Source organism: Providencia sp. UF-183, from assembly GCF_058246155.1.
This window is the reverse complement of the sequence record NZ_JBSICD010000010.1, coordinates 82,449-96,168: the sequence shown is the minus strand read 5'-3', so window position 1 is coordinate 96,168 and position 13,720 is coordinate 82,449. Positions and strand designations below refer to the sequence as shown.

At 41.0% G+C, this 13,720-nt stretch carries 9 protein-coding genes; 3 read left to right on the top strand and 6 right to left on the bottom strand.

The features are described from left to right. Positions 1 to 110: 110 nt before the first annotated feature. The 6 genes from AC4IFT_RS11485 to AC4IFT_RS11460 all read right to left on the bottom strand — a co-directional run bounded on the left by AC4IFT_RS11485 (position 111) and on the right by AC4IFT_RS11460 (position 9,094). Positions 111 to 1,769, bottom strand: a complete 1,659-nt coding sequence (locus tag AC4IFT_RS11485; RefSeq protein ID WP_490751376.1) for an LTA synthase family protein — start codon at positions 1,767 to 1,769, stop codon at positions 111 to 113. Positions 1,770 to 1,839: 70 nt separating this feature from the next. Continuing rightward, on the bottom strand, positions 1,840 to 3,708 hold the full coding sequence (gene selB / locus AC4IFT_RS11480; RefSeq protein WP_490735373.1) for a selenocysteine-specific translation elongation factor: 1,869 nt from the start codon (positions 3,706 to 3,708) through the stop codon (positions 1,840 to 1,842). Continuing rightward, positions 3,705 to 5,096, bottom strand: coding sequence for an L-seryl-tRNA(Sec) selenium transferase (gene selA, locus AC4IFT_RS11475; RefSeq protein ID WP_490751375.1), 1,392 nt, complete (start codon positions 5,094 to 5,096; stop codon positions 3,705 to 3,707). The genes selB and selA overlap by 4 nt, the downstream gene beginning before the upstream one ends. Positions 5,097 to 5,118: 22 nt before the next feature. Beyond that, positions 5,119 to 6,054 carry a formate dehydrogenase accessory protein FdhE gene (fdhE, locus tag AC4IFT_RS11470; protein WP_490735377.1) on the bottom strand — a complete coding sequence of 312 codons (936 nt, stop codon included), beginning with the start codon at positions 6,052 to 6,054 and terminating at the stop codon, positions 5,119 to 5,121. 814 nt (positions 6,055 to 6,868) lie between these two features. After that, on the bottom strand, positions 6,869 to 7,642 hold the full coding sequence (locus AC4IFT_RS11465; protein ID WP_490751374.1) for an FCD domain-containing protein: 774 nt from the start codon (positions 7,640 to 7,642) through the stop codon (positions 6,869 to 6,871). Between the two features lie 156 nt (positions 7,643 to 7,798). Further along, positions 7,799 to 9,094, bottom strand: a complete 1,296-nt coding sequence (locus AC4IFT_RS11460) for an MFS transporter (RefSeq protein WP_490751373.1) — start codon at positions 9,092 to 9,094, stop codon at positions 7,799 to 7,801. A 384-nt stretch (positions 9,095 to 9,478) separates the two neighbouring features. Here AC4IFT_RS11460 and uxuA point away from each other — a divergent pair, with 384 nt between their 5' ends. From uxuA to uxaC, 3 genes are all read left to right on the top strand, one after another. Continuing rightward, positions 9,479 to 10,666: a mannonate dehydratase gene (uxuA, locus tag AC4IFT_RS11455; protein WP_490751372.1), complete on the top strand. Its 1,188-nt coding sequence runs from the start codon at positions 9,479 to 9,481 to the stop codon at positions 10,664 to 10,666. A gap of 64 nt (positions 10,667 to 10,730) precedes the next feature. Next, positions 10,731 to 12,197 carry a fructuronate reductase gene (locus AC4IFT_RS11450; protein WP_490751371.1) on the top strand — a complete coding sequence of 489 codons (1,467 nt, stop codon included), beginning with the start codon at positions 10,731 to 10,733 and terminating at the stop codon, positions 12,195 to 12,197. Between the two features lie 13 nt (positions 12,198 to 12,210). Continuing rightward, complete coding sequence (uxaC, locus tag AC4IFT_RS11445) at positions 12,211 to 13,623, top strand: glucuronate isomerase (RefSeq protein ID WP_490751370.1); 1,413 nt, start codon at positions 12,211 to 12,213, stop codon at positions 13,621 to 13,623. Positions 13,624 to 13,720: the final 97 nt, after the last annotated feature.

Genomic DNA, 13,720 nt, shown 5'->3' with positions numbered 1-13,720 from the left:
AAAACAATAATGCATAAAAAAGTAGGGAATTTTAAGGAAGAGTTAAGATTTTAAGCATCGATATAAGAAAAGCCGCAAGCTTTTTAAAACTTACGGCCAATAATCATAACTTACTGAGCACCTTTTTTATCTGCCGCTTCCAATGTGCGGTAAACATAATTACGGTAGCTATCTAACAGTTTTTGGTCTTCGCAATCATTGAGTTTGCCATCACATAGATGGCGCATTTTAATATTTGCCTCATAGAATGGGGAAACTTTTAAGTTTGCTCTTTCTAATAAAATACCGCCCAAAAATGAAATATCCGTTAACGCGCCTGTTTTAATTGCGGTGCCTGATTTTAAATTATCCCGCAACGTAAATTGCGTTAAATACGCAGGTGATGAGAATGGCGAGTCATACTGATTTAAGCTAATACCGGGTTGGTGGTCACCAAAATATAAAAACATTAGCGGGCGGTCGCGCTTATCAATAAACTCAGCAAAATCTCGCATTGCCCCATCGGATGCGATAATTTTTTCCATATAATGGCTAAATTCACCCGCTGCATCTTGATGCTTAATTTTATCTTTTATACCGAAATCATCGCTATGTGTTTCTTTATAAGGCCCATGTTCATACATAGTTAAAGAGAAAATAAAGACGGGTTTATCCGTTTCTTTTGCTAAGATTTCTTTGACATATTTCAGCATGTCATCTGTGCTAATAGTCCATAAGTTATCTTGTAATTTACCTGGGTAACCTAGCTCCTGCGGCTGAATAATCCTGTCTACGCCTAATGTCTCATATGCATGGCCTGAATGATAAGCCCCTTTATTAAACGGAGTCAGCACAACGGTATAGTAACCATTCGCTTTCATTTCCTTAAATAAGCTATTTTTTAAATTGTCGACGATAAAGTAAAACACACCACTTTTTTGTGCCCCAAAATCGTCACTATTTAATCCAGTTAAGGCCGAAAACTCAGATAACCAAGTGCCGCCACCAAAAGTTTGGACTCGCATTTGGCTATGGGCAATAACGCCTTCATCTTGTTGGAACATAAATAAATTAGGGAGTTTTGTGCCTTCTGGTAGATCGTAAATATGTGGGTCAACCGTAGACTCTTGCAGTAATAAAAGAATATCTGGCTTTTCTGACGAGGTGCTATTGTTTAATGAGACTGTCGATGCTTTTTCGATAAAGTAGTCAGCGGTGCCCGCAAACTCAGGAGATTGGTAACTGGCGTTTTTTGCGGACATAATGATATTAGTCACTGTCCCGCGGCCTTTTGGCAACGTTTGCGACCATCGGTCATAATAGTGAGAGCTCACAAAATTAGTTCCAAAATACCCCACAACAACCAGTAGCACACCTAAAATGCGTGAAACACGTGATTTGCTCGGCTTAATTAAACGCCAGCTAATGACACCATTAACCACCAGTAAAATGAATAGCCCAACTAACGCAACACCAGCTAACCAATAATGGCTTAACGTGCCCATATTGGATGTGTCTGTCATGATATTAATATCGGTAAAGAAAAGCTGTTCTTTGTAGTAATGGACTTTTAACTGATTTAGAAATTTTATGATAATAAACAGAGTGCTGGTGATGATAGCTGAAAATAACCAACGCGCGGTTAGTACCATTAAAATACCAAATAACACAGCATATACACTGAGCGATATGAGTGCAGGATAAATTACGCTACCTTTCTCAAACACCAAGAAAAGAGAGCCAATAAAGATCAATGCCAGATAAAAGCCTGCAAATAACTTTTTCTTCATCAGTTTTACCACAAGTTTAATATGAGAGGTTTGCTATGAGGTACCACTATAGCGGATCAAAACACTCAATTTATTCAACGAAAATGCCTTTATCTCGCAAATAGTGACCATCGCCTTTACGACGAGTAAAACCGCTTTTGTCAAAAAACTCAAGAATTTGTATGGCAAGTTTTCGTCCAATGCCTAATTCATTGCGAAAATCAGCAGCAAAAATTACGTCATTATCGAGACAATAACGATGGATCAGGGATGCGAAATAATTAATTTGCTCATGACTATAATAACGGTCGCGGACAATCGCGGTGATCAACCCCATCTGCGCTGCTTTTTTGAGTACTCGGCGCATTGTCTCTTCTTCGTGACCGATTTCTATCGCTAAATCACGTACCCACCATGCTTCATTGCGAGTCAATAACGGGGAAATTTGTTGCCAAATCACTGCCTGCTGAGCATCAAAAATCAGCCCATGTTGTGGCATATGCAACCAACCACGAGTTTGCTTAATCGCCCCATCTTCAATCAAATCATTGATAAGTTTAAAAACTAACGCATCACTCATTGAAGGCAGTGCCATACGTTTTAAACGTGCTTTTCCAACACCTATCTGGTCGCTATGTACTTCGTTGAATTTTTCAAGGACTTGAATTAATCGGTCTTTCGCAGCTTGCGCTTTAAAAGCAGAGAGAACGCTATTACCAACATGCTCTGCATCTGTTTGCGTTAATACGTTTTCAAGTGCATCAACCGTTAACTGCCGAGCCCAACCATAGTCGTGTAGGTTCAGTTCACCTTGGGGGAGCTGCAATTTGAAATGCGTGAGCTCATCACTTTCTGTAGACAGTAAAGCTAACCAGTCTAAAAATTCGGGAAGGCGCTTTCCTCGGCGCGGAGAAGTTAAACGAATCACTCTCGCTCCCCCTAGTGTTTGGCGGGCACTAATATCACGAATAATCAATCGGTCATTATCGGCTAGCCATAATGGGGTATCTAAGATTAACTCGGCAAGAATGGGGGTTTCCCCGTGCTCAACCAATAAAGAAACTCGCCCAGTGATATGACTTGCGCCATGGTATAAATGAACAGGTTGCCAATGCTTAATCAGCGAATCACACTCCAGTTCAACAATTACGCGATTAGCAATAAATGCAGGTTGTTCAGCGAGCAACCAATCACCTCGGGTGATATCTTCTTTATCAATATCACCCGAAAGGTTTAATGCAACACGGTCACCTGCTTGTGCAAAATCCGCAGGTTGGTTCTGCCGGTGGATCCCTCTGATGCGAACTTGCTTATCTGCACCAGTCACCCATAACGAGCCGCCAACTTGTACTTGGCCAGCAAGAGCCGTTCCTGTCACAACAATCCCCGCGCCTTTAACATGAAAAACACGGTCAATGGCTAAACGAAAACGACGCTGTAAATTTTCATGTAATTCGCTTTGCTGATGTAGCTGCTGCAAGTATTGGCGTAATTCATCAATACCACGCCCATCTTGGGTTGACGTGATAAACAAAGCGGTATCAGTCCAACCTTGTCGAGACAGCTCCGCTTTAACCTCTTTAGCCACCTGCTCGATGCGTAAATCATCAACGCGGTCCGCTTTCGTTAAAATGGCCGTAATATCTTGGCAACCCGCAAGCCTTAAAATAGACAAGTGTTCAAGGGTTTGCGCCATCACGCCGTCATCACACGCCACCACGAGAAGCGCATGGTTGATCCCGCCAATTCCCGCCAACATGTTGGCTAAAAATTTTTCATGCCCTGGAACATCAATAAAACCAACTGCGCTGCCATCAAGTTGCGGCCAATACGCGTAGCCCAAATCGATGGTCATTCCGCGTTTTTTCTCTTCAGGAAGATGCGCGGTATTTACACCTGTAATGGCTTGAATAAGTGATGTTTTACCATGGTCAACATGGCCTGCGGTTGCAAAAATCATGAAAGTAAAACCTGTAATAATGCATGTTCATCATCGAGGCAGCGTAAATCTAGCCACAGTTTTCCATCTTTCATGCGCCCAATCACGGGTTGAGGCAACTGACGCCAATGAGACGCTAATTGTTCCAATACACCGCCTTTACCATTTAAGGGCGCAAAGGTAATCGCAAAGCTTGGCAACCTATCAATGGGTAATGAGCCACTGCCAATTTGTGACAAGCAAGGCTCAATTTCAACGATAAACTTGTCCCCATAAAATGCCTGCAAAGCCACTAACACATTGTCAGCGCTACGGCGGATTGTTTCAGGCTCACGGGTTAACCAGCACAGTGTCGGTAAATCACTGGTCAGTTTTTCAGGGGTAAGATAAAGCGTTAATGTGGCTTCTAACGCCGCTAGGGTCATTTTGTCGACCCGTAACGCACGTTTTAGTGGGTGTTTTTGAATGGCATCAATCCATTTTTTCTTACCAAGAATGATCCCTGCTTGTGGACCACCAAGCAGTTTATCACCTGAGATAGACACTAAATCAATACCTTGGGACAGATAGGTATGTGGCATCGGCTCAGCTGGTAAACCATATTCTGTCATGTCAATCATCGAGCCACTGCCTAAATCAATGGCGGTGGGAAGTTGATATTTTTTGCCTAGCGCAGCTAACTCATGGCCTTCGACCTCTGCTGTGAAGCCTTCAATGCTATAATTGCTGGTGTGCACCTTCATTAATAATGCAGTGCGCTCATTAATCGCATTTTCATAATCACGTAAGTGAGTGCGGTTTGTTGTCCCCACTTCAACAAGTTGGCATCCCGCTTGGGACATCACATCAGGCACACGAAAAGCACCGCCAATTTCAACTAACTCGCCCCGAGAAACAATCACTTGCTGGCCATTTGCCACCGTTGCAAGCAACAGTAAAACCGCTGCGGCATTATTATTAACAATACATGCATCCTCTGCGCCCGTGAGTTCGCAGAGTAAATCAGCAATCGCGCGGTCACGGTGACCACGCATTGCACCATCCAGAGAATATTCTAATGTGACAGGTGAACTCATCACTTTGCTAACTGCGTCAATCGCAGTTTTGGACATCACCGCTCGCCCAAGATTGGTATGCAACACCGTTCCCGTTAGGTTAAAGACATTTTTTAATGCGCTTTGGCCTAATTCATCGTGACGTTTTGCTAGCTCTTTTAGCCAGTCAGTGTGCCAATCGGGTAACTTCCCTTGTTGTGAGATACACTCTCGCGCTTGCCCCTGCATTTCACGCAAGCACGCAGTAACCCAGTGCAACCCTGAATGCTCAACCAATATTTGCACTTCATCAAGCTGTAATAACTTATCAATCGAAGGTAATTGCCGATATAACGCTAAGTTTGCTTCCACCATAATCGCAATTCTCTGTTACCGCTTATTTTTCGCCGGGAAAAAGGAACGGGTTAATGCTGCTACGAGCAAAACCTTCTTCTTCCATACGTGCATCAAGAATAATTGAGGCTAAGTCATCTGCAACGGCTTCTACTTTGGCTTCTTTTTCTTGGTAAAGAATTTTGAGGTAGCTGCCACAATCACCACAGCTTTCGGCTTTAACCGCCGCATTTTCATCATCGAGTGACCAGTAATTCAATTTACCCGTTTGCTCACAGTTGCTACATTTCACACGTACCATGTGCCACTCAGTTTCACATAAGTTACAGTGTAAATAGCGCAGGCCTTGTGATGTCCCGATTTGCACAATACTGGAAACTGGCATGCTGTTACAAACAGGGCAGAAGTGGCGATGATCACCATGCTCTGCGCGAGCTTTACCCGGAATGCTTGCTGCCATTTGAGCCCAATAAACAGAAAGCGCCGCCCAGATAAACATGGATTTATCCGCTGGGACTTTTTCAAACTCTTCGTTTAATAACGCGGATGCCATGGCTTCTAATTCATTTTCAGATGCTTTATCTAAATTTTCGAGTGCAGGACGGACGGATTCAGGCACGACAGGCATTAATTCAGCAATAATCGATTTTAATAATTTATGCCAATGCGTTGTACGAGGCAGCGTTTTAGCATCCAATGGTGAATGATTGGTGTTAACTGAACGCGCTAAAATGTCAGTCATATCAACATCTAATGGATTATCATACTGCGCATTATGCTGCGCTGTCGCGACTTCAGCAGCAAAATTAAGGTAATTTGCAAAAGGATGCTCACCAATACCAAGCTCTTTCAACCTTTCAGCTCGACGTTGATATAAGCTTTTTAAGTTAGGGAACAGTACTGGCGGAATAAAACCAATGCCTTTTTCTTTTAATCTTTCTTGTCCTAACTCTTCTTTAGGAACGATACGAATACCCATTGCATTCTCACTTTTCTATTTTCTGAACGATTTTTTTGCATATAGGGTAAGCCTATACACTAATTTATCATTCCTATTTTATGCCATCAGCGTAAATTGCTGCTATATAGTGCTCAGGATAAAACAAAAATGGCTAGGTCGCTACCTTGATGCCCCTGTATCAAGACCGCTGTTTGATCTGATAAGGGTTTTGTGAGCAGCGAGAGGAAAAATGCCGACAAATTTACCTTAAGAAAACAATAATTATGATGTGCAATCACAGATAAAAAGGCATTTTCACAGATGTAAATTACCCTATATCAAGATCATGAATTGCTGATGGTAGTGGCCTTAATATAACCTATTATTGTTAAAACCTGTGAGGTTAATCACTTTTGACAATCTAAGAATAATGAATAAGCCAATAAGTACAGCTAAATAAAGTTTTTATTGGTAGTTTAAAAGAAAGAATGACGTAGATTCGTTGGAGCAAAAATCAACTTATATTTAAGAATGCGGGTTAGATTACATAATAAATGATATTTTGAATCCAACAGCAATGTATATATTAAAATTGAAAATGGTAAATAGCTGAATAAATCTCCCTATTCCAAAGCTGCCCCGTAGCAATAAAAAGATTATCGTTAAATCTTCAGCAGATTATAATAGTAAACTCATTAGTGATAGCTATGAGCTTGTTCTTAAGTCTAGAGATATATTATCTATGACATCAAAACATGATAGGCAGGTTGTTAAGAGATAGATTTTAGATAGTTTAAATAGTTGTTGAGTCGCTATTAATAAATTTTAAATTTACCAAGGCGACTCAAAAATATTAATTCTTAATCAAATCAACAGGATAAGAATTAAACAAATAACCGTCAAAATTAGGGTCATCAATATCAGAGAGCTCAAGTAACCGCTGCTTCACATTTTCCAGATGTTGCCACATTGCGGCTTTTGCTGCCGCAGGATCTTTTTTAATCATCGCAGCTAAGATGACTTCATGGTCTGTCATCCATGCTTTTCGGTAATCTTTATCCGTAATACGCGTGTGCAGTTTAAGCCACATTGGATTATTTTCACGCCATTCCCATGACTGCTTCAGAAGCTCGACTAACATACTGTTGTGTGTAGCTTGCGCTATAGCAAGGTGAAACTCGCGATCACCTGTTTCATCCTCTCCTGTTTTTAGCTCGTCTCTTTCTCTTTTCAGTGCTTTACGCATATTTGCAATATCTACGGGAGTCACCTGTGTTGCAGCGAATTCTGCAATATTGCTTTCTAATAACTGCCTCGCCTGGAGCAATTCAAAAGGCCCAGCAGCATTCAATGCAGAATCATTAGGCTCATCCTTCTCTGCTATCTCATTATGCTGAGGCAGAGCAATGACATAAACACCAGAGCCTTTTCGCACTTCAATAAGGTTTTCAATTTCTAACATAATCAATGCTTCACGTACAACTGCACGAGAAACATCTAGCATTTCAGCAATTTCCCGCTCCGGTGGAAGTCTGTCACCAATTGCATAGCTCATATTAGAGATCATTTGGCGTAAAGCATGGCCGACTTCCTGATAGGGGCGTTTATATTCAGTAAACTGTGTCATTACATTGGCCATTCAATTAAAACTTAACTTTTATTGTCTTTAGTTTAACAGATATTGGTCGACCAAAAATAGTTTTGTGCTAAGCAATAGTAAGAAAAAATAAATAAAAAGGCGCAAGAAGCTAAATTCTGCGCCTTTTCAAATAACTAGAGTAACTTATGAAGTTGCTAATGAACCATCTTCATTATGCTCGTTTTCTTCAGGTTCTTTTTTCTCTTTAATGAGGATCCATAATACCGCTGCACCAATTAAATCAAAAACCGCTAGAGCGATAAAGAATGGACCAAAGCCGATGATACCAACAAATGCACCAATGAATAAATTGAAGATTAACTGACCAGTCCAAGCACATGCACCAGCCATACCCACCGCGGTTGCAACTTCATTCTTTTTAAATAAATCAGCACCTAAAGTTGCAGCAACCGTTGATAATAACTGGTGAGAAAAACCGCCAATGCTAATAAGTAAAACAGCAATATATGGGTTTTCCACAATGCTCACTAAGCCAATGGTCGTCATCAAAATTGCGCCAATGGTAAAAGTAATACGGCGTGAGTTAATTAATGAAATTCCACGATCATTTAAAAACTTGGCTACAAAACCACTTGCTAAACAGCCTAAATCAGCCATTAAGAATGGTAACCAAACGAACATTGCAATTTCTTTAAGACTAAAGTTTAGTGTTTCGACAAAGAAAATAGGTACCCAGAAATTAATCGTTCCCCAAGCTGGGTCAGCAAGGAAACGAGAAATACCAATTCCCCAGAAATTACGTTGTTTCAGAATATTCTTGATAGACGTTTTTTCTTTTTTAGATGATTGAAGGTGTTTTTCTTGCCCATCTTCAATATAAGCACGTTCTTCATCTGATAACCCTTTCGCATCTTTAGGGTCTTTGTAGAAGAAAAACCATACAAATGCGGCAATAATGGCTAGTATCCCCGCAATAACGAAAGCAAACTCCCAGCTATGAAACAAGATAGCCCAAGCAATTAATGGTGGTGCCAACATAGCACCGAACGACGTTCCCATATTAAAAACGCCCGTTGCAATACCACGCTCTTTAGCAGGAAACCAAGTTGATGCCGTTTTTACACCAGCAGGAATTGCAGAGGCTTCACTGAAGCCCATGATCCCTCGCATAAAAGCCAAACCTTGCCATGAGCCTGTTAATGCGTGTCCCATGGTGGCTAAGCCCCAAATTAGTGCACAAATGAAAAACCCTAATTTCAAACCAATTGTATCTATAAAGAAGCCCATTATTGGTTGGCCAATTGTATAAGCTAATTGGAATGCACTCACAATCCATGAGTATTGTTCCTTCGTGATCCCTGTAGTCTCCATAATAGTTGGAGCTGCAACACCAAGTGCTGTTCTATCTAAGTAGTTAATTATGGTGATGAAGCAAACCAAAAGAATCATGTACCATCGATAATGTTTTAACTTTTTCATAATCAGCCTTTTACGTTTTATATTTTTCTAGTAATCCTGAATGAATAAATGGTTAATCCTGATAAAAACAAAATTGGTCAACCAATAAGAAGAAATAGTTTTAAATCGATAACTCTTCTATTTTGTTGTCCGGATTCTGCATAAAACAAAGGCTTTATTTTGTGAGCTGTCTCTTGTTTTGTTATTGGTCACCCAAAATTAATAAGTATTTGTGATCTGGTTAACCAAATTGGTTGACCTCTATAGATCTTAATACAACATCGTGGCACTATTTTTCTTAAATAAGATAAATGACTATCAGTTCAATAATGCGGCATAACAAACTTGCCAAAAGAACTTATTAGCCGATTAAGAAGCATCAGTGAAATATAAACGAGGTTAAGTATGAAACAAACTTGGCGTTGGTACGGACCGGCAGATCCGGTTTCTCTATCTGATATTCGTCAGGCGGGCGCAACAGGCATTGTTACTGCACTTCATCATATTCCAAACGGCGAAGTATGGAGTGTTGACGAAATACAAAAACGCAAAGATTTAATTGAAGCTAATCAATTAGAATGGGCCGTTGTAGAAAGTATACCTATCCATGAAGATATCAAAACACACACAGGTGACTATGATAAATGGATAGCAAACTACCAGCAGTCAATGCGTAATCTCGCAGCCTGTGGTATCCATACTGTTTGTTATAATTTTATGCCAATACTTGATTGGACTCGTACAGACTTAGAATATGAGCTCCCTGATGGCTCAAAGGCATTGCGCTTCGATCAAATCGCTTTTGCTGTATTTGAGATTTACTTATTACAACGAGAAAATGCAGAGCAAGATTACACTGCGGAAGAACAAGTTCAGGCAAAACAACGCTTTGAATCCATGAGCGATGATGAGAAGCAAAAACTCATCAATAATATCATTGCCGGTTTGCCGGGTGCAGAAGAAGGGTATACCCTTGAACAATTCCGCCAGCACCTAAAACGCTATGCAAATATTGATAAAAATAAATTACGTGAACACTTCGCTTATTTTTTAAATAAAATCATTCCTGTAGCTGAAGAAATTGGAATGAAAATGGCGGTTCACCCTGATGACCCTCCTCGCCCAATTTTAGGTTTACCGCGTATCGTCTCAACAATTGAAGATATGCAATGGATGGCCGACACTGTTAATAGTGATGCTAACGGCTACACCATGTGCACAGGCTCTTATGGTGTGAGAGCGGATAACGATTTAGTGAACATGATCCGTGCATTTGGCTCACGTATTTATTTTCTGCACTTGCGTTCAACATTACGAGAAGAGAACCCAAATACATTCCACGAAGCTGCACATTTAGCGGGTGATGTTGATATGTATAATGTGGTTTGTGCTGTTGCAGAAGAAGAGCATCGTCGGCTGCAAAACGGTTCAGGTGAATTGATTCCTATGCGGCCAGATCATGGTCACCAAATGCTTGATGACTTAAAGAAAAAGACCAACCCAGGTTACTCTGCGATCGGTCGCCTCAAAGGGCTTGCTGAACTTAGGGGATTAGAATTAGGTATTCACCGCGCATTCTATCCAAAAAAATAATCTCTCACCGTTGTACCTGACAGGCGGTCAGATGATATTGACCGCCAATCAACAGGGAATCATCATGGAAAAAAATATCGTTACTGCGGCAATTAATGCCCCCCGCCCAAATTGGACAACAGATCGCCTAACCACCCGTATTGTACATCTTGGCTGTGGTGCTTTTCATCGTGCTCACCAAGCACTCTATACTCATCACGTATTAGAAAAAACAGACAGTGATTGGGGTTATTGTGAAGTCAATTTAATGTCTAAACATGACGCCGCTTTGATAGAAAACCTTAAGCAGCAATCTATGCTTTATACCGTGGCAGAAAAAGGTGAAGCGCATACTGAATTAAAAATTATTGGTTCAATGAAAGAAGCTCTGCACCCACTCCTTGATGGCGTTGATGCCATTATTGAAAAAATGGCTTCACCTGCTATCAGTATTGTTTCTCTAACTGTCACTGAAAAAGGTTATTGCGCTGATCCCGCTACTGGGAAATTAGATAAAAATAACCCCCTCATTCAGCAGGATTTAACTACCCCTGACAATCCTGCTTCCGCAATTGGTTACATTACAGCAGCACTAAAACGAAGGTATGAGCGCCAGTTACCGCCATTTACAGTGCTTTCTTGTGATAATGTTCGTGAAAACGGCCACGTTGCTCGAGAAGCTGTTTTGGGGTTAGCACAATTACAAAATCCCGCATTAGCTCAGTGGATAGAAAACAATGTCACATTCCCTTGCACCATGGTTGATCGTATCGTTCCTGCTGCGACAGAAGAAACCTTGTCTGAAATAGCTGAACTTTTAGGTGTTAAGGACGACTGCGCTATTGCTTGTGAACCTTTCCGTCAATGGGTCATTGAAGATAATTTTGTGAATGGTCGGCCAGAATGGGATTGCGCAGGTGCGCAATTTGTTGAGGACGTTGTACCATTCGAGCTCATGAAATTAAGAATGTTAAACGGTAGCCACTCTTTCTTAGCCTATCTTGGTTACTTAGGTGGATACGCACATATTTCTGATACTATGACTAACCCAGATTATCGCCGCGCGGCACATGCTTTAATGTTAAATGAACAAGCGCCGACCCTGATTATGCCAGAAGATACAGACCTCGCAGCCTATGCTGATAATTTAATCGACCGTTTTACGAATCCATCATTGAAACACCAAACATGGCAAATCGCGATGGATGGTAGCCAAAAACTACCACAGCGTTTATTAGACCCTGTTGCATGGCATATAAAAAACCAATCTGATTATCATCATTTAGCATTAGGTGTCGCAGGCTGGATGCGTTACGTCGCAGGTGTTGATGAACAAGGGCAAAAAATTGATGTTCGCGACCCTCTTGTTAATACTTATGCCGCCATTTATGCAAAACATGGGTTAAATATTTCAGTTGTGGATGATTTACTCGCCATTGATGCAATTTTTGGCACTCAGCTCCCTCAAAATCCACACTTTGTGGCAGCGATTAAATCAGCCTATCAGCAGTTACTTGATATCGGCGCACGCCAAGCCGTTGCTAACCTGTAAAGTGGATACTGATATGAAAACATTTCTTTGTGAAGATTTTTTGCTAAATAATGAAATTGCTCGCCGACTTTATCATGACTATGCAGCAGCAATGCCAATTTATGACTATCACTGCCACTTGAACCCACGTGAAATTGCGGAAAATCGCCAGTTTGATAACCTAGGGCAAATTTGGCTAGAAGGCGACCATTATAAATGGCGTGGAATGCGCTCAGCGGGGATCTCTGAATCTCTTATTACTGGTCGAGAAACAAGTCATTACGAAAAATACCAAGCTTGGGCAAAAACGGTTCCTATGACCCTAGGTAATCCTTTATACCATTGGACTCATTTGGAACTCCGCCGCCCTTTTGGCATCACAGGCAAGCTATTTTCCCCTGTTACTTCTGAAGCCATTTGGCACGAAGCGAATGAAAAATTGGCTCACCCCCAATTTTCTGCTCGTGGAATTATGCAGCAGATGAATGTACATATGGTGGGGACAACAGATGACCCAACAGATTCATTAGAATATCATCAACAAATTGCACAAGATGACACTTTCAACATAGAAGTCCGCCCAAGCTGGCGTCCAGATAGAGCCTTTAAGATTGAGCTTGACGGATTTATTGATTACATCGCTAAATTAGGGCAATCAGCAGATATTGAAATTTGTCGTTTTAGTGATTTATTGTCAGCTTTAGAATTACGTCTAAACCACTTCGATAAACTCGGTTGCGTTGCCTCTGACCACGGTATTGAAGTGCTACGTTATGCGCCAATTCCAGATGAAAGCACCTTAGATACCATTTTGCAAAATAGACTGCATGGTAAACCCCTTGATGAGTTATCTATCGCACAATTCTCTACTGCAGTGATCGTTTGGTTAGGCAAACAATATGCTAAGAGAAATTGGGTAATGCAATTGCATATTGGTGCATTACGCAATAACAACAGCCGCATGTTTACGCTATTAGGGGCAGACAGTGGTTTTGACTCTATTGGCGATAACCCAGTTGCTTATCCACTTTCTCGCTTATTAGATGAAATGGATAAAAGCAATGAGCTACCAAGAACCATTCTCTATTGCTTAAACCCTCGAGATAACGAGGTATTAGCTACTATGATTGGTAATTTCCAAGGCGGTGGTATTGCAGGAAAAATCCAGTTTGGTTCTGGTTGGTGGTTCAACGACCAAAAAGATGGCATGCTCCGCCAGCTTGAGCAACTCTCACAATTGGGCTTATTAAGTCAGTTTGTTGGTATGTTAACTGACTCACGTAGCTTCCTTTCTTATACACGCCATGAATATTTCCGTCGAATTCTATGCAACATGTTAGGAACATGGGCTATAAACGGTGAGGTTCCGAATGATGAAGCCATGTTAGGCCAGCTTGTAAAAAATATCTGTTTTAATAACGCAGCTAATTATTTTTCGCATAAATAAGCCAAATTTCACTTAACTCTCAAACCTGATACTCTGCGTATCAGGTTTTTTTATTATTTCTCAAATAATGCATATACTCACCATCACTATCTATTTT